General features: G+C 39.3%; 24 protein-coding genes and 1 pseudogene. 18 read left to right on the forward strand and 7 right to left on the reverse strand.

Annotation, left to right across the window (positions count from 1 at the left end):
- Window positions 1-38 precede the first annotated feature (38 nt).
- Both C7B89_RS19790 and C7B89_RS19795 read left to right on the forward strand, forming a co-directional pair.
- Complete coding sequence (locus tag C7B89_RS19790; RefSeq protein ID WP_115674427.1) at window positions 39-716, forward strand: precorrin-3B methylase; 678 nt, start codon at window positions 39-41, stop codon at window positions 714-716.
- A 70-nt stretch (window positions 717-786) separates the two neighbouring features.
- Entirely contained in the window at window positions 787-2775 is a 1989-nt protein-coding gene (locus C7B89_RS19795; protein WP_115674428.1) for a S9 family peptidase, read from the forward strand.
- 174 nt (window positions 2776-2949) lie between these two features.
- On the opposite strand, the gene C7B89_RS19800 is transcribed toward C7B89_RS19795, so the two are convergent.
- Both C7B89_RS19800 and C7B89_RS19805 read right to left on the reverse strand, forming a co-directional pair.
- A complete protein-coding gene (locus C7B89_RS19800) occupies window positions 2950-4146 on the reverse strand; it encodes a class I SAM-dependent rRNA methyltransferase (RefSeq protein WP_115674429.1) in 1197 nt (398 codons plus the stop codon).
- A gap of 62 nt (window positions 4147-4208) precedes the next feature.
- Window positions 4209-5126: an alpha/beta hydrolase gene (locus C7B89_RS19805; RefSeq protein ID WP_115674430.1), complete on the reverse strand. Its 918-nt coding sequence runs from the start codon at window positions 5124-5126 to the stop codon at window positions 4209-4211.
- A 160-nt stretch (window positions 5127-5286) separates the two neighbouring features.
- Between C7B89_RS19805 and C7B89_RS19810 the strand changes: the two genes are divergently transcribed.
- The gene (locus C7B89_RS19810) at window positions 5287-5763 is read left to right on the forward strand and encodes a dihydrofolate reductase (protein ID WP_115674431.1); all 477 of its coding nucleotides are present in this window, start codon (window positions 5287-5289) and stop codon (window positions 5761-5763) included.
- A gap of 43 nt (window positions 5764-5806) precedes the next feature.
- On the opposite strand, the gene trhA is transcribed toward C7B89_RS19810, so the two are convergent.
- Window positions 5807-6442 carry a PAQR family membrane homeostasis protein TrhA gene (gene trhA, locus C7B89_RS19815; RefSeq protein WP_115674432.1) on the reverse strand — a complete coding sequence of 212 codons (636 nt, stop codon included), beginning with the start codon at window positions 6440-6442 and terminating at the stop codon, window positions 5807-5809.
- A gap of 275 nt (window positions 6443-6717) precedes the next feature.
- Here trhA and C7B89_RS19820 point away from each other — a divergent pair, with 275 nt between their 5' ends.
- The 5 genes from C7B89_RS19820 (at window position 6718) to msrB (ending at window position 10421) form a co-directional block, all read left to right on the forward strand.
- Window positions 6718-7560 carry a DegV family protein gene (locus C7B89_RS19820; protein WP_036080608.1) on the forward strand — a complete coding sequence of 281 codons (843 nt, stop codon included), beginning with the start codon at window positions 6718-6720 and terminating at the stop codon, window positions 7558-7560.
- A 378-nt stretch (window positions 7561-7938) separates the two neighbouring features.
- A complete protein-coding gene (locus C7B89_RS19825; RefSeq protein ID WP_244205727.1) occupies window positions 7939-8868 on the forward strand; it encodes a GDSL-type esterase/lipase family protein in 930 nt (309 codons plus the stop codon).
- A gap of 4 nt (window positions 8869-8872) precedes the next feature.
- The gene (locus tag C7B89_RS19830; RefSeq protein WP_115674434.1) at window positions 8873-9454 is read left to right on the forward strand and encodes a YpmS family protein; all 582 of its coding nucleotides are present in this window, start codon (window positions 8873-8875) and stop codon (window positions 9452-9454) included.
- Window positions 9455-9466: 12 nt separating this feature from the next.
- Entirely contained in the window at window positions 9467-10000 is a 534-nt protein-coding gene (msrA, locus tag C7B89_RS19835; protein WP_048395693.1) for a peptide-methionine (S)-S-oxide reductase MsrA, read from the forward strand.
- The gene (msrB, locus tag C7B89_RS19840) at window positions 9993-10421 is read left to right on the forward strand and encodes a peptide-methionine (R)-S-oxide reductase MsrB (RefSeq protein ID WP_048395692.1); all 429 of its coding nucleotides are present in this window, start codon (window positions 9993-9995) and stop codon (window positions 10419-10421) included. Before msrA ends, msrB begins: the two co-directional genes overlap by 8 nt.
- Before the next feature lie 400 nt (window positions 10422-10821).
- Here the strand turns inward: msrB and C7B89_RS19845 are convergent, their stop codons facing one another.
- Window positions 10822-12663 (reverse strand): methyl-accepting chemotaxis protein, encoded by a 1842-nt coding sequence (locus C7B89_RS19845; protein WP_103118074.1) that lies wholly within the window; start codon window positions 12661-12663, stop codon window positions 10822-10824.
- Between the two features lie 248 nt (window positions 12664-12911).
- Between C7B89_RS19845 and C7B89_RS19850 the strand changes: the two genes are divergently transcribed.
- Both C7B89_RS19850 and deoD read left to right on the forward strand, forming a co-directional pair.
- A complete protein-coding gene (locus C7B89_RS19850; protein WP_048395688.1) occupies window positions 12912-13130 on the forward strand; it encodes a YozE family protein in 219 nt (72 codons plus the stop codon).
- A 111-nt stretch (window positions 13131-13241) separates the two neighbouring features.
- The gene (gene deoD / locus C7B89_RS19855; RefSeq protein WP_048395686.1) at window positions 13242-13949 is read left to right on the forward strand and encodes a purine-nucleoside phosphorylase; all 708 of its coding nucleotides are present in this window, start codon (window positions 13242-13244) and stop codon (window positions 13947-13949) included.
- Between the two features lie 106 nt (window positions 13950-14055).
- On the opposite strand, the gene C7B89_RS19860 is transcribed toward deoD, so the two are convergent.
- Both C7B89_RS19860 and C7B89_RS23345 read right to left on the reverse strand, forming a co-directional pair.
- Window positions 14056-15090 carry a beta-propeller fold lactonase family protein gene (locus C7B89_RS19860; protein WP_341865308.1) on the reverse strand — a complete coding sequence of 345 codons (1035 nt, stop codon included), beginning with the start codon at window positions 15088-15090 and terminating at the stop codon, window positions 14056-14058.
- Between the two features lie 413 nt (window positions 15091-15503).
- Window positions 15504-15629, reverse strand: coding sequence for a GNAT family N-acetyltransferase (locus tag C7B89_RS23345; RefSeq protein ID WP_244205730.1), 126 nt, complete (start codon window positions 15627-15629; stop codon window positions 15504-15506).
- 374 nt (window positions 15630-16003) lie between these two features.
- Here C7B89_RS23345 and C7B89_RS19870 point away from each other — a divergent pair, with 374 nt between their 5' ends.
- The 4 genes from C7B89_RS19870 (at window position 16004) to C7B89_RS19885 (ending at window position 18073) form a co-directional block, all read left to right on the forward strand.
- Window positions 16004-16456, forward strand: a complete 453-nt coding sequence (locus tag C7B89_RS19870) for a hypothetical protein (RefSeq protein WP_115674435.1) — start codon at window positions 16004-16006, stop codon at window positions 16454-16456.
- A 104-nt stretch (window positions 16457-16560) separates the two neighbouring features.
- Complete coding sequence (locus C7B89_RS19875; protein ID WP_115674436.1) at window positions 16561-16935, forward strand: hypothetical protein; 375 nt, start codon at window positions 16561-16563, stop codon at window positions 16933-16935.
- Window positions 16936-16943: 8 nt separating this feature from the next.
- Window positions 16944-17447 carry an NUDIX hydrolase gene (locus C7B89_RS19880; RefSeq protein ID WP_115674437.1) on the forward strand — a complete coding sequence of 168 codons (504 nt, stop codon included), beginning with the start codon at window positions 16944-16946 and terminating at the stop codon, window positions 17445-17447.
- A gap of 71 nt (window positions 17448-17518) precedes the next feature.
- Window positions 17519-18073 (forward strand): hypothetical protein, encoded by a 555-nt coding sequence (locus C7B89_RS19885; RefSeq protein ID WP_115674438.1) that lies wholly within the window; start codon window positions 17519-17521, stop codon window positions 18071-18073.
- Between the two features lie 5 nt (window positions 18074-18078).
- Here the strand turns inward: C7B89_RS19885 and C7B89_RS23130 are convergent, their stop codons facing one another.
- Window positions 18079-18222 carry a hypothetical protein gene (locus C7B89_RS23130; RefSeq protein ID WP_167444844.1) on the reverse strand — a complete coding sequence of 48 codons (144 nt, stop codon included), beginning with the start codon at window positions 18220-18222 and terminating at the stop codon, window positions 18079-18081.
- An 83-nt stretch (window positions 18223-18305) separates the two neighbouring features.
- Between C7B89_RS23130 and C7B89_RS19890 the strand changes: the two genes are divergently transcribed.
- The 4 genes and pseudogenes from C7B89_RS19890 to C7B89_RS19910 all read left to right on the forward strand — a co-directional run.
- Window positions 18306-18887 (forward strand): group-specific protein, encoded by a 582-nt coding sequence (locus C7B89_RS19890; protein WP_103118081.1) that lies wholly within the window; start codon window positions 18306-18308, stop codon window positions 18885-18887.
- Window positions 18888-19495: 608 nt separating this feature from the next.
- Complete coding sequence (locus C7B89_RS19900; protein ID WP_115674439.1) at window positions 19496-19909, forward strand: GNAT family N-acetyltransferase; 414 nt, start codon at window positions 19496-19498, stop codon at window positions 19907-19909.
- 120 nt (window positions 19910-20029) lie between these two features.
- The gene (locus tag C7B89_RS19905) at window positions 20030-20662 is read left to right on the forward strand and encodes a DUF2306 domain-containing protein (protein WP_048395672.1); all 633 of its coding nucleotides are present in this window, start codon (window positions 20030-20032) and stop codon (window positions 20660-20662) included.
- A 180-nt stretch (window positions 20663-20842) separates the two neighbouring features.
- A pseudogene (locus C7B89_RS19910) lies at window positions 20843-21241 on the forward strand (hypothetical protein); the annotation flags it as partial.

Below are 21241 nucleotides of genomic sequence, written 5' to 3' on the forward strand. Positions count from 1 at the left end.
CGTTTTTGCTAGCTCCTTTTTTATAAGGAGCGATAAAAATGAACGCATTTCAAAAAAATGTACCAGATCAAACATTTGAAACACTGAACCGTCATGGTGAGTTTACCCGTCTAGCCGTTAGCCCTGGCATTATTAATAAGCATTATACTCCTGCACAATTCCAAAAAATAGCCGAAATTGCTGGCGAAAAGGGGGCGATAAAATATTCTGCTTCCTATAGTATACTCGTATCCATACCAACGTGCGATGCCACGGAAGCGGTGCAAGCCTTACAGGAAGCAGGTCTTTATGTTGCTCCCTCTGGTTCAATCATAGCCATGAAGGCCTGCGATTTTTGTGATGGGGAGAAAATGGAGGCTGCTCCGATAACCGAACAGCTCTATCATGCCATAGAGGGGATGAAGGTACCTGCAAGAGTGCGTGTCAATATTAATGGCTGTGCATCAGCTTGCTACAATGCAGTCTATGATGATATTGGACTCGTTTACCAACAAGAAAGCTTTGATGTCTATTTAGGGGCAATACCAATGGGAGCAAAGGCACAGGCTGGCACGTTATTCGCTAAGAGGGTAGACGTCACACAAATTGAAGATTTTTTACTGCACCTGATAAACCTTTATAAGGAGCATGCTCGCCCAAATGAGCCCTTTTATAAATTTTATCGCAGAACAAAGTCAGCAGAATATTGGGAACTAGTAAAAAATTCAATTAAATAGAGGAATATTACTTAGGGTGTCGAAGTATTGTAGTAAGGCACAGAAAATTACAATACAAAGGAGCAAGAACATGACATCGAAACAAGGGATTCAACCAGAAGATCTTTATCACTTAAAATCAGTAGCAGATCCACAGCTTTCACCAGATGGGACAGAGGTAGTTTATGTAGAGACTCGTATGGACGAGAAGAAAAATGACTATATATCGAATTTGTTTTACATAAACTTGAAGAACAAAACACCACAGCAATGGACATTTGGTGAAGATAGAACGAGTTCCCCTGTTTGGTCACCAGATGGCAGTCAAATTGCATTTTTGTCAACGAGAACAGGTAAGTCGCAAATTTATGTTCTTTCGAAAGCAGGTGGAGAGGCAAAACAGGTGACACATTGTAAAAATGGAGCGACCTCCCCTGTCTGGTCACCATGTGGCAAGAAAATTGCTTTTTCAGTCGTGCTAGGGAAAGATGAAACCATCCTAGATAAAGCGGAGGATGAGAAGAAAAAGGATAAAGAACTAAAGCCACTAGAAATCGAGAAAATGAAACACAAATCGGATGCTGGTGGATTTATTGATATGGAGCAGTTTACCCATATTGCCATTGTCAATGTGGCATCAGGAGAGCTAGAACAAGTGACAGAAGGCAAAGAGTACTGCCATCTGGGTACTTGGTCGCCAGATGGCAAATACCTTACGTACTTAGCGGATAAAGCGGAGGATTTAGATTTCTCATTTAATGTGGATATCTATTTATTGGAGTTAGAATCTAAGCAGAGTCACAAGCTAACAGAAGGTTCGGGTGCATATTACCAAACAGCTTGGTCTCCGAATAGTCGCTATCTTTCTTTTGTAGGTGGAGAACGTGAATTTGAAAATGCCACACAAGCAAAGCTTTGGATTTATGACATGGAGCAAAAACTACTAAACTGTGTAACAAGTGAATTTGATGCGCCTGTTGGTGATTATGTCATCGGTGATTTCCTGCAAGGTGTAGCGTCACCACGTGTGCAATGGATGAATGATAATCATAGCTTCTACTTCCAAGTCACAGATCACGGCAATGCGGCGATTTATTACGGAAATGTAGATGGCGAAATTTACCCAGCTATCCATGATGATCAATATGTCTATGGCTTCTCACTTGATGCGCAAAATGATCAGGCTATTGCGGCTATTAGCACAACGACCAATCCAGGCGATCTGTTTTATGTGAACCTAAAAACAGGTGACAAAGAACAGTTGACGTCCATTAATGAAGATTTTTTAAAAACCAAAACATTAGCTGTTCCCGAGAGTATCGAATTTGAAGGTGCAGAAGGCTGGAAGGTCAATGGCTGGATTATGAGGCCAGTTGGCTATGAAGCAGGGAAGAAGTATCCTCTCATTCTTGAAATCCATGGTGGTCCGCATGCAATGTATGGCAATACCTACTTTAATGAATTCCAAATCCTTGCTGCACAAGGCTTTGCAGTGCTTTATACTAATCCGCGTGGTAGTCATGGCTATGGCCAAAAATTTGTGGATGCAGTACGTGGCGATTATGGTGGTAATGATTATGCAGACTTAATGGCAGCGGTAGACTACGCTCTGGAGCACTATGATTTTATTGATCAAGATCGTCTAGGTGTAACTGGTGGAAGCTACGGTGGTTTTATGACCAACTGGATTGTGGGCCATACAAATCGCTTTAAAGCAGCTGTGACGCAGCGCTCCATTTCGAACTGGATTAGCTTTGCTGGTGTCAGTGATATCGGCTATTACTTTACAGACTGGCAAATTCAAGCAGGACTCGATGATATAGAGAAGCTATGGCATCATTCGCCACTGAAGTATGTAGACAAAGTGGAGACACCATTATTGATTTTACATGGTGAAAAAGACTATCGTTGTCCAATTGAGCAGGCAGAGCAATTGTTTATCGCCTTAAAATATCGTAAAAAACAAACAAAATTCGTGCGTTTCCCTGAGGCGAATCATGAACTTTCAAGAAGTGGAAAGCCTACATTACGAATTAATCGACTTGAATATATCCGTGATTGGTTTGTGAAATATCTATAATCGGGTGGCCTAAGAAGAGAACATCTTCTTAGGCTACTTTTAATAGAAAGGCTCTGTTTGTTTATAACGTTTCAATCTTTTGGAACCTTTATTGTAGAGGTACCGAACCTCCTTAGGTAGAATCAACTTTTCCTTACATAAAAAGAATCACACCTTGGTGTGATTCTCGATTGGTTAGTCGATTTTCTGGATGAACACGACCTTCAGATAATTAAATTCAGGGTATTCACGTGGTACACGGAAATCCTTCGGTAAACCGTATTCCTCGACAATTTTATAGCGTGTACGAGTCTCTTTAAAGGCTTGGTCAATAAAGCCTTTGAACTTTTTCATGCCAAAGCTGGCATTATTTGTGGAAGCCACAATGATGCCGTTTTTAGCGGTAATGGCAATCGTGTCCTTTAGTAATTTAGGGTAGTCCTTTGCCGTTGAAAAGGTCATTTGCTTCGTACGTGCAAAGCTAGGTGGGTCTAATACGACAAGGTCAAACTGTAAAGCATGGCGCTGTGCATATTTAAAATAATGGAAGACATCCATGACTTTTATATCCTGTGCCTCATAATCAATATGATTGACACTAAATTGCTCAATCGTTTTGGCTAAACTACGCTTTGCCACATCTACACTCGTTGTCTTGATGGCTCCTCCTAGAGCGGCAGCCACAGAAAATGCTCCTGTATAGGAAAACGTATTCAGCATGTCTGTGTTGTTGGCATAACGCTCTCGAATAGCCAATCGTACCTCACGTTGATCGAGGAAAATCCCTGTCATGGCGCCATCGTTTAAATGCACCGCATAGGTCATACCATTTTCCTTCACCATAATAGGAAATTCTCCTGGCGTGCCCATTACAAAATCATCTTGCTCGATATATTGTCCTTTGCTATCAAAGCGTTTTTTCTCATAAATCGCTTGGTAGTCTACTGTCTCAGCAAGAGCCTCATACACGACTTCTTTAAATGAATAAATGCCCTCACTATACCAGCTTACCATGTAGTAGCTGTTAAAAAAATCAATCGTAAGACCGCCTATGCCATCTCCTTCACCATTAAACACACGAAAGGCTGTTGTGTTTTCATTGCTAAAAAATGCAGCACGATTGTCGATGGCTTTTTTGAATTTTTTTATAAAAAAAGTTTTATCAATTGTTTCATTCGCATCGGTCGTTAGCACCCAGCCAATCCCTTTGTTTTGGATGCCGTAGTAACCTGTTCCAATAAAACGGTTATGATGATCCATGAGTCTGAGGAGTGTTCCTTGCTCAGCAGGTAAACGTCGTGCATCAACCGCATCTTTTGAAATAAGTGGGAAGCCTTTTTTTAATTGATCAGAAAAGGGCTGTTGTATTTGTAGAGCTATTGTTTGTGTCATAGTGTCATCCTTTAAAAAACGTTTTGCTCTATTATCGCACTGTTTGCGCGGGATAGCCAAACTTATTTCAGGAATTGCGCAATTTTTGTCACGGTTTCAATCGTTGCTTCTTCAAAATAATTCATTTTACTGAAATAACTATGGATTAAACCTGGCATTGTAATATGTTTCACTACCACACCAGCAGCCTTTAACTTTTGTGCATAGCTTAGACCCTCATCAAAGAGAACATCTGCCTCTGCAGCTATAATGAATGTTTTCGGCATGTTACGGACTTCCTCTAGCTGAAGTGGGGACACAAGTGGATTTGTGAAGTTTGCTTCCTCTGTATAGTGATGAGAGAACCACTGCATGGCTTGTGTATCTAAGCCGTAATCTTCACCATATGCCAAATAAGATACTGTTGAAAAATCGACATTTGTGACAGGATAGATGAGTGTTTGAGCGTGTAACGATGGTCCCTCGAGTGCAGTAGCTAAGTATGCAACTACAGTAGCCAAATTTCCGCCAGCACTGTCCCCAGCAACTGATAATCGACTTGCATCGCCACCTAAGGCTTCCATATGATCGTGCACCCATACTAAGCTATCGTAGGCATCATGTAAGGGTGTTGGGAAAGGATATTCAGGTGCTAAGCGGTAATCCACTGATACCACAATCGCCTGTGCCTGGTCTGCTAATAACTGGCAGCCTGCATCGACAGATTCTAGATTGCCATAGACCCAGCCTCCACCATGATAATAAACAATAACAGGTAATGTTTTACCGAGAACGGGCGTATAAAGCCGAACTGTAATTTGTTCGCCATCTCGCACTGTAATTTTGTGATCCTCAATGGATGCTAGCTTCGGTTTGTGTGCAGATTGCCATTGTGTAACCGTCCGCATGGCTCTCGCTTCCTGCGGTGAAACTTTGTAATAAGGTGTACCAGTACGCTGAGCTTCTAGATATTGAACAGCTTCTTTTCTTAAAGTTATCATCTTCATCATTCCTTTATTGAGAGGTTTGTTATTCCTATTATAAACTATTCATATAATTTTACTAGGATTTAGGTGTAACAAATGTTTATTTATTTAAAAATAGGTGAAATAAGCGCATTATGTTTATAATAAAAGGGACGAAAGTATTTGGAGGGACAGTATGATTTCTTTAATTGTGGCACATGATGACAATCACGTCATCGGATATAACAATGGGATGCCTTGGCATTTACCTGGGGATCTGCAGTATTTTAAACAAAAAACAATGGGCAAGCCTATGATTATGGGACGTAAAACATTTGAATCCATCGGTCGACCACTTCCAGGGCGACGCAACATCGTCATTACTCGTGACGAAAACTATCAGGCAGAAGGCATTGAAATTGTGACTAGCTTGGAAGGTGCTTTAGCGCTAGCTGGAGATGTACCTGAGGTGATGATTATTGGCGGCGAGCAAATTTTCCGTTTAGTGATGGAGATGGCTAATCGCTTGTATATCACAAAAATTAATCATGCCTTTCAGGGAGACACCTATTTCCCGAGCTATGAGCAAGATTTTGTTCAAGTCTCTTCAGAAGAGCCTGAAACAGCACCAGAAGGTTATACATTCCAATATCAAATTTTTGAACGTAAATAAACGAAAAAGCAATCGCTCCCTTCACAATGAGCGATTGCTTTTATTATAGATAAAAATAAACACACGCATACATGGAGGCACAGCCAGCTAGCACAAAGAGATGCCAGATTGCATGGTTATAGGGCAGAGAGCGCCATGCATAAAAGATGGCTCCAATCGTATAGAATAGCCCACCTGCTAGCAGTAAAGCAAAGCCATGTAAACCTAAATACAGATAAACGGGCTTAATGGCAAATATAATTAACCAGCCCATACCAATATAAAAAATTAATGAAAGTACTTCAAAGCGATTAATAAAGAAACATTTAAACAATACACCAAGCACAGCCAATGACCAAATAGTACATAGTAGCGTCAATCCAAGGGAACCACCAACGGCAATTAATAAAAACGGCGTATAGGTGCCGGCAATTAAAATATAAATGGACGAATGGTCCAAAATAGCGAAAAAGTGTTTATATTTTTCTGGCATACTGTGTAGTAATGTAGACATTAAAAACAGAATGATGACAGACGCACCGAAAATGCTGAAGGTTGTAATATGTAGGGCATTTCCTGTTTGTACGGCTGCTAACAGTAGAACAACCAGTGCTGGAATACTAGCAATGAAACCAATACCGTGTGTTATGGCATTCCACAGCTCTTCCCTCCATGATTTATAGTCAAATGAATCAACCATTTGAAACACTCCTTTCGTTCATACATTTACTATACCCCAATAATTTATAGATGAACATTTACATTTGTCATATAGTTCATATCAAAAATGTCATAAGCCTGTCATATTCTTTGAGGGGCATTGATAGACAAGAGGTAGGTGAAAACGCTATAGTATCCAAGGTAGCGTTTACATGCTAGCTAGGACAGAGCTTTGCCTAATGACAAATGTCATGTTTACATAATGATTCATTAGTCTATATAATAAATTTTAATGAAGTAAAAGGATGTGTCGAAGTGAGACGAATTCATATAGTAACGGACTCAACTTGTGATTTAACAAAAGAAGAAGTAGCACAACATGGCATACATATCGTGCCTTTAACGATTCAAATTGATGGTCAAACATATACAGATGGAGTGGACTTAGAGCCACAATCTTTTTTAGGCTTAATGAAAAATGCAAAAAATTTACCGAAAAGTTCACAACCAGCACCAGGTAAATTTAAGGAATTATATGATGAGCTCGGTAAAGATGGCGATCAAATTATCTCCATCCATATGACTGGTGGTATGAGTGGCACAGTAGAATCAGCTCGTCAAGCAGCTCAAATGACAGATGCCGATGTGACAGTCATTGACTCACGCTTTATCGCGATTGGTTTAGCTATCCAACTACGAGAGGCCATCCGCATGCGAGATGAAGGCGCCACTGTGGAGGACATCGTAGCACGTTTAGAAAAGGTACGAGACAATACACATTTATACGTTATTGTAGACACGCTCGAAAACTTAATCAAAGGCGGTCGAATTGGTAAAGGCACAGGCTTTATCGGTTCCCTCCTAAACATCAAAGTCATTGCCAACCTTGAAGGTGGCGTATACAATCCTGTGTCAAAGGTACGTAGTCATAAACAAGTAGTTAATTTTTTATTTAAACAATTCCAAGCAGATACAGCTGGAAAAACAGTTAAGGCAGTCGGCATTTCCCATGCAGATGGCCTAGTAACGATGGGCAACCCATTAAAAGCGCTGATCGAAGAAACTGGCTTTAACGATGTTGAAATTGCCTTTACATCTCCAATCATCTCGACACACACAGGTCCAGGAGCAATTGGTTTTATTTATTTTGCAGAATAACTGGAAGGAGCTACTACATAAGTAAATGTAGTGGCTTTTTTATTATGCGTGGATCACCTAGCAGGATGAGCAGTTTTTGTTTAGCTGTGATCAGTTTTCGACTAACTATGAGCGTGAGCGGCTTTAAATAGTAATCGTGTTGAACAGTAGCTTCAATCAAACAGTGATCACGTTGCCACCAAAAATAAATCAGACATCCTACTAATTATCATCCCTTCTGCATAAAGGCACACTGTATAAACACACATTTTTCCATACATACACCTGAGGAAATTTGGCAAGCACACAAAATTATGGAGAACTAAGGGGAAGTCACTTTTCATTGCGGCATGAACTATTCTATAATAGAAGTAATAGAAAGGGATGGAAGGTGGTCAAATGGACATTTGGCGATTTATATTGTCATGTTTGACCGTCTTTGTACTAAGTGGTTGTGCAATATCAATCGATGAACCGAATCCGCAAGCAGAACCTGAAGGTGAGCAAGCAGGAACGGAGCAAGATATACCGCAGGATGAGCAACAAACAGAAGATGAGGAAAAAACATCTAAGAATATGTTGACGCAAATTTTTGAACATTTTTTTGAGCCATCAGCAGAGGATTTATCGCAAATTGATGAAGAACAAGCAAAGCAACTACATTACTTGGCACTGGGAGATTCGTTGACAGATGGTGTCGGTGATGAGTATAGTCAAGACGGTTATGTTGGAAGATTAGCAGATTCATTGCTCGCATGGCCTTCGATTTCGGATGTAGAGGTTGATAATCGGGGCAAACGTGGCAGACGCAGCGATCAGCTACTAAAATTAGTGAAAAAAGGGCATTATGATGAGGAGCTGCAAGAAGCACAGCTAATTTCCTTAACAATGGGTGGCAATGATGTCATGAAGGTCGTCAGGCAGGATTTATTTAACCTGAAACGTGATGCTTTTGATAAGGAATTACTGGCATACAAGGAACGTTACAGCAAAATCGTAGAAGGCATTCGTGCTAAAAATCCGACAGTGCCCTTATTACTCATTGGTTTTTACAATCCGTTTTCGATTGTAACCAATGAGGCGAATGAATTTGATACGATTATCACAGAATGGAATAATGTGATAGAGGAAGTAGCCAGCAAGGATTCCAATGCTTGTTACGTATCAGTAGAAGATTTGTTTGATTCAAATGAAGAGCTCGTCTATCATACAGACTTTTTCCACCCGAATGCAAAGGGGTATGAAAAAATGACAGAGCGTATACTAGCAGCAATGGAGCAGTGTGGTATGGAAAAAAAGATTAACAAGGCAATAGGCTTCGAGGAGTGACAAAATGAATAAATGGAAAGTCGCGTTTTTCGCCTTAGCGGGCACAGTGCTTTTTGGAATCCTCCTCGTCGTTTTTTTAGCAACTAGACCAGTGGATGGCGTCCATGTTGCGAAGAGTTCAGCAGGTGAAAGTGAAAGCAAAGGAAATGTACTCGTGGTGCAAACCACAACAAAGGAATTAGAATCGATCTCAAAAAAATACCTAAAGGATGCAGCGAAAGGCTCACCTTTACCACTTGATTTCACAATTGGGGATGATATTCAACTACGTAGCACACTGACGGTATTCTATACGGAAATCCCCATTTCCATGAATTTTGATCCTATTGTGGATGACAAGGGGAATATTATTTTAAAACAGACAGGCATGAATGTAGGGTTATTAAACATTCCACCAGAAACGACAATGAAAATCATGCGCGATTCGGTGGAATTTCCCTCATGGATTACCGTGAATCCGAATAAAGCAGAAATATATATTGATTTATCGCGCATTAACATTGCCTCTGGTTCACGTGTACGTGCTAAAGAGTTGGACTTACCAAAGGATAAAATCTTATTGGAAATTATTGTTCCTGGTGAATAAGGAGTGAAATAAATGACAAAGCAATATGCAACATTTGCGGGAGGCTGTTTTTGGTGTATGGTCAAGCCCTTTGACGAAACACCTGGGATTGATTCCGTAATCTCAGGCTATACAGGTGGACATGTTGTAAATCCTACCTATGAACAGGTTTGCTCGGAAACAACAGGGCATGTGGAAGCTGTACAAATCACATTTGATGATGAGTTATATAGCTACGAGCAGCTACTTGCGATTTATTGGACTTTAATTGACCCAACAGATGCAGGGGGTCAATTTTACGACCGTGGAGAATCCTACACAACGGCCATTTTTTATCATAACGAAGAACAGCGTGAGCTAGCTGAACGTTCAAAGTCAGATTTACAAGCGTCTGGCAAGTTTGATAAACCAATTATGGTAAAAATTTTACCAGCCACTACGTTTTATCCGGCTGAGGATTATCATCAACAGTATTATAAGAAAAATCCAATGCACTATGAGCGCTATTCGATTGGATCAGGTCGTCGAGCGTTTCAGGAGCAACACTGGGGGAACAAACATGAATAAGGAACAACGTTTAAAAGAACTAACAGAGATGCAATACTATGTCACACAGGAAAATGGCACAGAGCCACCATTCCGTAATGAGTTTGATGACCATTTTGCAGAAGGCATCTACGTAGACATTGTGTCTGGCAAGCCTTTATTCAGCTCACTCGATAAATACAACTCAGGCTGTGGCTGGCCAGCCTTCACAAAGCCGATTGAAAAAGAACAGGTAACCGAGCATTTTGATACATCTCACGGTATGCGTCGTGTGGAGGTACGCAGCAAAGAAGCGGATTCGCATCTAGGACATGTCTTCCCAGACGGCCCAAGTGAGCAAGGTGGCTTACGCTACTGCATTAACTCAGCAGCGCTTCGATTTATCGCAAAAGAAGATTTAGAAAAAGAAGGCTATGGCGAATACCTAGCACTATTTAAATAGTAAAAACCTAGCAAGGTAGCTCCTTGCTAGGTTTTTTTATGGTCAGGAGAAACAGCAGATTAGAAGGATAGAAATCTAAAAGTGGAGGATAAACCTGAAAAAGTAGCGGATAGATTGCTCAAAGTGAGGGATAGCCCCGCAAATTAGGGGGATAGCTCTCAAATAATTGGATAGAAATCTAAAAGTGGAGGATAAACCTGAAAAAGTAGCGGATAGATTGCTGAAAGTGAGGGATAGCCACACAAATTAGGGGGATAGCCCTCAAATAATTGGATAGAAATCTGAAAGTGGAGGATAAACCTGAAAAAGTAGCGGATAGCATGCTCAAAGTGAGGGATAGCCCCGTAAAGTTAAGGGAGAACCAATAAAAAATTGGTTCTCCCTCTCTCTTTCAGTTCGCTTAAACTTTAAACTCGCTCACGAGGTTGCGTAGGCTATCTGCTTGTTGGGCAAGCTCAGTGGCTGCAGCGTTGATTTCCTGCATGGAGGCGGAGCCTTGTGTGGCTGCTGCCGCAGATGTCACAGTGTTGGCCGCGGATTGTTCTGCGTAGGCATTGACATGAATGAAGTCACTTGCCACCGCATTGCTATTTTCAAGCGTTGTCGCAATTTTATCTACCATGGCCGCGATGATTGACGTTGTTTCTTCGGTATGCGATAAAATGTTGGCTAAGGATTGATTTGTTTCGTTTGTTACTTCAACGCCTCGGATGACCGTTGTCACACCCTCGTGATTTTGAGCAATGATGGATGTGACCTCATCTTGGATGGATGTGACAATCGATGTGACCTCTTTCGCTGCACTTTGGGATTGCTCTGCCAGTTTGCGAACCTCATCGGCTACGACAGCAAAGCCTCGTCCATGCTCACCAGCCCTTGCCGCTTCAATCGCCGCATTTAAAGCGAGGAGATTCGTTTGCTCAGAAATGGCCGTGATCGTACCAATAATAGAGGTAATATCCGCAGACTTACGACCTAACGCCTCTACAGTAGATGTTGTAGAAGCCATTGTTTCTTCAATGGATTGCATGACGAGTGATGATTGCTCCACAGAGCGGCTACCTTCATCGGCTGCTTGCTGCATGGCGATAGAGGCACGATGGACAGCACTCGCTTGCTCATTTAATTGATGCATTGAATGCTCTAAGTCGCTCATTTTTTGCTGCGCACTATTCATACTGGAAATCGTATTGTCACTATCACTCGCAATATCTGCTGTCGCATCCGCAATATCCTGAATTGTACGCGCATTTTCATCTGCTAAGGACATTAGCTCCTGACTGCTGCTTGATACATGATCCGCCAACTCACTTACGCGTCGAATTAAGTTAGAAATCGACTCAATTAACGTATTTGTCGAGGCTGCAATAATCGAAAATTCATCACGATTACGCACATTTACACGTCTTGTCAAATCGCCTCCTGCTTGCGCAATATCAAGGATAGAGTCATTAATCGCCTGTGTATTACGTTTTAATGATTTAAATAGCATAAAGCCAAAAATTACAATCGCTAAAAAGCCAACGATTGAAACGAGAAAGAATGTAGTGATAGAAATATTTACCTGCTGGTTAAGCTTGTCTAATTTTGTTTTATTGGAATCGTCCATGACAGTATTAATGGTCTCAATGTTTTGATCGATATGTGTTTTCATTGTTTCCCCAGTAGCACCCATCATCAGTTTACGAGCCTGCTCAAGACCGAGCTCATCACGCATTGTCATGACTTTATCTGAATAATCAAGGTAATTTTTATAATATTGCTCGATTGCCTGCATATGACCGAGTTCCACTTGGCGATCTTGAAATTGATCTTTCAAAGCGGCTAGCTTTTTATTAATGGTATCTATTTTTAAATGATAAGAAGTAGAATAAATGCCGTTACCCGTAATTAAATAAGATTGCTCTAAATTGGTCAGTCTAGCAATCTCATAGGCAAGTTGATTCACCGTTAGTTGCTCCTGCACATTTTTCTTTGTGAAATCTTCCATTTGGTGCTGCAAGTTTTGTATATTGACATAGGACAATATACCCATAATACCGTTAATTACAATAAGAAGTGCAAACATAATAAGCACTTTACCCCGAATTAAATGGTAAAAACGTTGTCGTTTTTCTTTAATAGGAGGGGGATTTTTCCCAGTTTCCCCTTGTGTAGAAGCTTTCCTCTTCTTAAAAAAGCTAAAAGTAAAGAGAGACGGGCGTTTTTTCGCTGTACCATGGGTTTTTTTAGTCTTTTTCATCGCCATCACCTTCCTATTTTTTAAATAATCGATTTCAATTTTATCTTATTTTGCTAGATTTTTCTATCTTTATTTCTAAAAATTAAAATTTTTCAGATAAAATAACTATGACAAAAGTCAGTATCGACCATGAAAATAGTTCTAAAATCATAAGTGGGTAAAATATAGTAGTAGTGGAATTTATGACGAATGCTATTTTTTTTGATACACTAGCGAAAAGCCAATGCATAAAAAGGGGAATTTGTTCGATGAAGAAAAGTTTTTATTTATATGTCCTAACCTATCGAGGTGGCGATTGGTCTGACCCTAAAGTACGCTTTGCAGAGGAAGTGTTTCATGAGCATAATTTTCCAAAGCAGAGCACAGACTTTAATGAGTTGTCCGACTATATAGAAACCTATGCAACGGAAAACCTAACAATCCAGACCTTTGATACTTTGTGGACACTTTATGAGGAACAAGCATAATTGTACGAAAACTATAAATAATTTTGTAGTTGCTAGACGTCTAGCATTGCGTAAATGACAGAAACACAGTATTATTTATAGTGATAACTGACAGAAAAGAGGGATTGCAGTATGAGTATTCATATTAATGCAAAAAAAGGTGAAATCGCTGACACAATTTTACTTCCAGGAGATCCATTACGTGCAAAATACATTGCGGAAACATTTTTAGAAGATGTAATTTGCTACAACGAAGTACGTAATATGTTCGGATACACTGGCACGTATAAAGGGAAACGTATTTCTGTACAAGGAACTGGTATGGGTGTGCCATCTATTTCAATCTACGCAACAGAATTAATGCAAGAATATGATGTTCAAAAATTAATCCGTGTAGGTACTTGTGGTGCAATTCAAAAAGATGTAAAAGTACGTGACGTGATTTTAGCACAAGGAGCAACATCTGATACACGTATGAACCAAATTATTTGGGGTGGTGCTATCGATTTCGCTCCAATCGCTGACTTTGATCTTTTATTAAAAGCATACAATGCAGGTAAAGATGCGGGTCTTAACTTACAAGTAGGGAATATCTTCACAGCGGATTTATTCTACTCAGATGAACACCAAAACGAAAAATTAGCTCAATACGGCGTACTAGCGGTAGAAATGGAATCAGCAGCTCTTTACACATTAGCGGCAAAATTCGGCCGTAAAGCACTTGCTGTTCTAACAGTAAGTGACCATATCATCACTGGTGAAGTAACGACAGCTGAAGAACGTCAAACAACATTCAATGACATGATCGTGGTCGCTTTAGACGCAGCGATTCAAGACTAAGCTAACTGTAGCCATAATTAACTTTATAAAGAATGCAGGCAACCGACAAAAAACAGCCCATTTTCTAAGATGGGGTGGAAGTAGTCGGTTGCTTTTTTTGGTGTAATTATAGACAGATTGTTCCAGTTTTGATCCCAGTCGGCCCGTTAAATCCTGGGATTGTGGCAATTACCATGTTTGTTGCTATGTCGATGACAGACACCGTATTGTCTACTTGATTTGTTACATAGGCAAAAGTACCATCTGGCAAGATGGTTACTTGGTCTGGAGATGCACCTACAGGAATAGTTGCAATCACCGTATTGGTGGCTGTATTGATGACAGATACGGTATTATTGCCTTTATTCACAATGTAAACAAGCGTTCCATCAGGGGTAATCGCTGTTCCTACAGGTCCTGTACCAACAGGAATGGTAGCCACTACTGTATTGGTAGTGGTATTAATAACCGATACCGAATTGCTATTTTCATTTGTCACATAAGCAAATTGCCCGCTTGGAGTCAAAACAATGGATCTAGGACGAATTCCCACAGGGATTGTAGCAATCACCGTATTGGTTGCAGTATTGATAACAGATACTGAATTGGAATTCTCGTTGGCAACATAAGCAAACGCGCTGTTTGGCGTAAAGGCAATACCTTGAGGTTGTAGCCCTACTGGAATAGTGGCTGTTACGGTATTGGTGGCTGTATTAATGACCGATATAGTGTTCGATCCGTGATTGGATACATAAGCAAGTGTTCCATTTGGTGAAATGGCGACACCAAGGGGGTCAATGCCTACAGGAATGGTAGCGATTGGCAAGTTTGTGGCAGTACTAAAAACCGTTACATTATCCGAGAAGAGCGCTGGAACATAGCCAAAAGCGCCATTAGGTGTAATCGCTACTTCTAGCGGAGCAGATCCTACTGGAATGGTAGCGACGATTGTGTTTGTTGCGGTATCGATCACAGAAACTCTATTATCAGGCGTTGCGAGCTGCCCAGCATCTGTCACATAGACGAGATAATGACAACTTGGTGGTATGGGTAAAAATGGCGGCTTACATTTACAACGACAACAAGGACAACAACAGCGACAATGACAATTTGGATTTGACGTAAACTTGAATTTTTGAAAATATTTATGTTCTTTCCCCACACAGGACATCCTTTCAGTCATATATGGCTACTTTATGCGTAAAGAGCTAGGCTTGTTGTACGTTTACCTAGCCATTCTCTTTTACCATTTTTACTTGTTATTGGAACAGTTCTAAACTTCTGAGTACGGTTCTTCTAAAAAATGCAGTATGATGAAACTAAAAAGCATAGGAGACATGAAGATCTTTAGCTTGATTAAAAATGATATAAGATTCATTGAAATTGAATATGATCTTCGTTATAAGGGATCTTCGAAAACAATTTCCTGATTTGACGATAAAAATCAATTTTATTACATTAGCTTTTCAATAGCTTCTTCGTTATCTTTTCATTCTTACACTAACTCTTTCAACACTTTTCCACCAATTGTAATTTCTAAGCTTTGCCCCATAATGTTCATAAAAATAACGTGTTTTATTCTATAGCTAAGACTTCGACAAATATAGTTTGGTAGTTCTTTTGATAAAAGCAATGAAAGATTTCCTTCAACAATTGTTTTCCTATCCCTTTTCCGTGATAGTTTTCTAAAAGATAGAGCATTTCTACATAATTGGAATGGGGGAGGGTTTGAATCTCTTTTACTTGCAGATGTGAAGCCAATAATGTCGTCTAATTCATTTTCAGCTACTAGTACATACTACGTTTTGTCGGCAATTTGTTACGTCCATAATTGCGTTCTTGTTCGTAGGATAATTTACTTTAATATTTTGCTGGCACTATATGCTTATAGGTTGTTCACCAACTATCAACATGTACTTTTCCAATACCTTTCGCATCTTTATAGTTGCCTTTCTAATGATCAAATTTATCACCTCCTATTAAATCTTTATAAACAGAATGATAACATCTTCTATAGTTTATTTACTTAATAAGGTAAAATATGAAATGTATAGGTTTATAGAGGAGGTATATTTTTGAAAAATAAGTATATGTGTACGATTAAAATTAATTTAGAGGGTGGTGATATTCAATTTGATGTGTCAAATGATGAACAACTATTTAGTTTTAGATCTGGTTTAGCCTTTATAGCCATCCCACGATTTTTCTCCACGCTCACCAGTTTTTATCAAGGTAATACAAATGAAGTAAAAATAGATTGTCACGGAAACTATGATTACTATATTTTTTCCAGCGATGGTGAATACATATTAATTGAACATAAAAGTCATTATCCTATCGAAAGAATATTTAATTATCAATTTTCTCTTAAGGGGTATATGGAGGCTATAGATCAAGGCTTCAAGAAATATTTGGAGCAGTTAGAGAATGAAGGAATCTTCCCATTGGAAAATCATGCATTTGCTGATCCTTTAGGAGAAGATGTTTTAAATGCTTTCTATAACTTTTCTTCATTATTAAAAGCTTGAAGAGCAATGAAAAAAATAAAGTATGACCGCTTCAAAATAGAAGCTCTATTTTACAGATAAATTTTAGCAGCCGATTCTTAACCAGACAAGGAGGAGGGTGAACCTTGAAAAAAATAGGTTTACTAATAGTAGCTCTTTTCGTAGTAAGTGGGGTCTTTATTGATAGCAATAAATTATTATATCCTTCTTTGCCAATCGATTCCCTTACACCAAAGGAAGCTATACAAAAATTAAATGCATCCCCCCTTGATTTAGTGGCGCTCTCCAATGATAAGAAGGCAACTTGGTACCTCGCAGCCATTTCAGCTAGGGGCATACAGAAGGTGGACGAGGACATTCAGCAAATGATGGCTAATGAAGGATGGGCATTTCTTGAAAAAGAGGGGAGCGGGTTATTTTTCGAAAAAAATGGGGAACGTTCTATTGTGACAACGGAAATGTGGACGAAGCAGTATGTGCTTGTTCAAATTCAGAAATGAGGTGCTCAATGGAAGTCTGGGATCTCTATGATAAAAATCGCCAAAAAACAAATAAGCGTCATGTACGTGGGACAGCATTAGCAGCTGAAGATTACCATATCGTTGTGCACGTATGGATTCGCAATAACAAGGGAGAATTCCTTTTAACAAGAAGACATCCCAATAAACATTATCCTCATTTATGGGAATGTCCAGGAGTCTCTATAGTAACGGGTGAAAGCAGTTTGGACGGGGCTATTCGTGAGGTGGAAGAGGAAATAGGGATATCATTATTGAAGACTAATGGACAATTAGTAAAGAGTGAACGACGTGATTGTTTCAATGATTTTTATGACGTTTGGTTATTTGAGCAAAGCTTTGAAATTAGTGACACCAAACTTCAGGAGGAGGAAGTGACAGCAGTTCAATGGGTCACAAAGCTAGAGCTTGAAAAGATGCTTCACGCGAATAACGTAGTACCGACACTTCGCTACTTTACGTCCATTTTTAACGATAAGACTACGCCATGTTAGTGTTATGTGTCAGCATAATTCTGATTCTGTAGGTTAACCTATACCTAAATAGGTTAGAGGAGCGGTAAAATGTGACTAAGCGTATTCTTATTGGACTAGCTTTATTTACGTATGTTTCCACTTTTAATTTGGTTTTTGCAAAGGACAGAGATTCGCCACAACCTCTTGAAGAATTTCTTCCTGAAATCGGCTATAAAACAGTAGAAATAGCCGTAAAAGAGTTCGAACACCACTATAATAAAGAGCTGAAGCTACCCCTACGAGTACCGCCAATCAGCTTTACGCATCACTTTGGAAGGTTTAGTGATTTAGAAGGAGAAATGAATGATCAGCTGGAGGTGGTAATGATCAGTGATCAATTGCCACAAAATCATTTCAAAATCAAGGTTCGACCAGTTCAGCATAAAATGTCATTTGAAAAATATAAAACAGATGTATTTAAGTTGAAAAATGGCAGTGAGGCAGCCTATATTGAAAATCCACGAATTGGTTTTCATCTACTTGTATTTGAAAGAGACAATTGGCAATATGTCTTTAGTATTGATCGAGATGTGGCAGATCAAGTAACGGCTGAAGTCCTGATTGATATTGCTAATTCAATTGATTATCCAAAGCAAAAGTATTAGCCCCTCTAATTTTTATTCTTACCTTTCAGCTCTTCTCGTAATTTCTTTAGTTCCTCCGTTTGCTCCAAAATAGAATTGTTAACTCGTCTAATCGAATCATATATAGCAAAAATCCCGGCAAAAATAAGAATGATAACTAATAATTCCATTGTGCACCTACTTTCTATTTATACAATGATTGTAACAGGAATTTCCAAATGTTCGAAGAATTAGTTAGGTGGAGGTGCTTGTCATGCAGAGATATGTTTATCATATGGTTCCAAGGGAAATGGTGGGTCTTGAGCTTATGCCATTAAATAGGTTAGGGGCATTATTTCCACATTTATATGAACGATATTCGAAAAAATATTTTGATCATCCTGAGAGACCGAAATTATTCATGAAAGAAATTCCTCACTTAAATTGCTTGTGGAATGATGTTGTTCATTTCCTACCAATCCATCCTAGTCATCTATATAAGGCTTTAACAGAGCTTGGTATTGCAACGAGAGAAAGCCTAATGTTTTATCAAATTCCAATCCAAAAACTAGCGGTTAATCGTAATGCGATGTACCTGTATTCCAAGGAACACTATAAAGGGCCAGCAGGGGCAATTGCTGCAGAGGATATAAAACTACTGTCGTTACCTGATTATAGAGAACTAGAACAGCTACCATCAGCAACAGTAGACTATTTCCAAACGGAGAAAGAAAAAGGGAAGAACTTTGGGCTTTTTGCGTATGTTCCGCATCTCTTCAGCTTAGGCAATGTCAACGTAGACGAGGCGAAAATTATTTCATGGAATCCACATAATCCTAGCATGAATACTAATTGAGGTGGGAAAAGAAAAAGGGTTTGCTGAGTAGCTGGCTACCCTTTTTTGTCGCAAATTGAATAGTAATGGAAAAATCATACATCGTTATTCTGGAAAATTTGTTGAACACTGCCCTAAAAAAATCATTCTATCAGCATACCAAAGGATTCTTTCAATGGAGCAAACACGCTTCTTTCTTCAGCTCATTAGCTATTGTTCCTAGTAAACTTTTGAAAAACGAGATGAAGCAAATAGACAATCAATCGAAATATAAGTAGATAGAAAAAGGCCTCAATAAAGCTTGTTGCTAGTATCATTACATAACGACCGAAATCTTCTAACTCATGAAAAGTATATTTTTGTATGTGCCAATCAAAAAATAATGCTTTGTAACTCGTCCCCAAAAAGATAGGGATGAAAAGTAACCAATAAAAGCGGGGTAAACTAAATTTATAGCCTTTAGCCAGCAAGGTACACCCTCCCCATTTTTTTAGCCATCATAACATAAAAGAAAATATTTTAGTATATTATGGAAATATTTAGTGATAATACGAATGCTTTATTTACAATTATAGTAATTTAAAGGTATTATTAGTAAGTTGAGATGATGTCCAGAAAGGTAGAAGTCCATGAAAATGATCCATTCAAGCAAGATACATCCCGATGTGAAAACATTATTATCCTATGCCACATCCGAAAAGAAAGTGGAGAAGGAATACTCATTGTACATTGCATGTCCAGAAAGAGTATTGTATGGCTATACCTTTGCACAAGACACTATCGGTTGTATAGGGATTGTTAAAAGAGAGGCAAATCAATGTGAAATTATACATATAGCCGTATCGCCTGCTTATCGTGGAAAAGGCATTGGACGTGAGATGATTCGGTATGTAGAAGAACATCATGCTTTTTCTTCCATTTATGCAGAAACAGATCAAGAAGCCGTCCTCTTTTATAAAAATCTCGGCTTTCACATTACAAGTTTAGGAGAAAAATACCCTGGAGTGGAGCGTTTTGGCTGTCTATTAACCTGCACTATCTAATGGTCAATTCGTTGTACTGTCGATAAACGTCCACTTATATGCTTTTTACGCCCTGTTATTTGTCTGTGTTAAAAGATCGGAGATTTGAATGGTACGCTAACATAGAAAGGAGCTATAAAAATGAAACAAAAATTGTGGTGGATTGTATGTGGCTTGGCATTGTTCATAGCAGGCTATTCGGTTGTTCAATATTTACTATTCGATGCACGGCAGGCGGGATTTGTTCAATTAAAGCTTATGCTTAGTGCAACATTGCATTCATTTTGGTATATCATGCTCTATATACATATTGTATTCGGTATATTAGCCCTCGTCATCGGTCCTTTTACGTTGTCATCAAAGTTACGAGAGAAAAATGTGAAACGCCATAGACTACTAGGCAATATCTATATGGTTAGTATTTTGTTTGGTGGCTTGGCAGGACTTTATTTAGCGCTGAACGCAACAGGGGGATGGGTAGCACAGCTAGGCTTTGCTTTATTAGCCATAGGGTGGCTCTTCACCATGTTTCAAGCGCTGGTCCATATTAAAAAAAGAAATATCCAAGGCCATCAGAAATGGATGCTAAGAAATTATGCTTTAACCTTCGCAGCTGTCACATTGCGAATTTGGCTCCCTTTGTTTACGGTAGTATTTGGCTTTGATAATTTTGAGTATAGTTATGCCTCTATCGCTTGGCTATGTTGGGTGCCAAATTTAATCGTGATGGAATGGTATATCCAGCAGAAACTCCCTAAATTTGCAGCTTACTGAGAAATGGCAAAGACAAATGGATAATGTTGAAACATATTATTGAGCATTGGGTTCTACATGGCCTAATGTTCTTTTTATTTTAAGATACATAGTTAATTCATTCTAATATTCTAGGTACATTAATTATCTCAATAAGTAGACTTTTGAATATGATAAAAAGGGACAGGAGGTGAAGTCGCATTGAGGTTTAGTTACAATCGTAATTTTGATAATTTTAAATGTGATGCAAAATGTAATTATCCAATGAAATATAAATGTAATGAATTTGGGTGTAATGGCTACCCATATGTTTATGGTATTGAGGATCCAATCGGTGTAAAAGGAGCAACAGGAGCTACTGGTGCTACAGGAGCACAAGGTCCCCCAGGAGCACCAGGACCTCAAGGAGTAGCAGGAGTAGCGGGTCCACAGGGAGAAATGGGTCCCCAAGGAGTAACAGGAATAACGGGAGCACCAGGTCCGCAGGGAGAAATAGGCCCTCAAGGAGTAGCAGGAGTAACGGGAGCACCAGGTCCGCAGGGAGAAATAGGACCTCAGGGAGTAGCTGGAGTAACGGGGACAACGGGTCCACAGGGAGAA

The sequence above is a fragment of the Lysinibacillus capsici genome (assembly GCF_003367505.1).
Taxonomy (GTDB): domain Bacteria; phylum Bacillota; class Bacilli; order Bacillales_A; family Planococcaceae; genus Lysinibacillus; species Lysinibacillus capsici.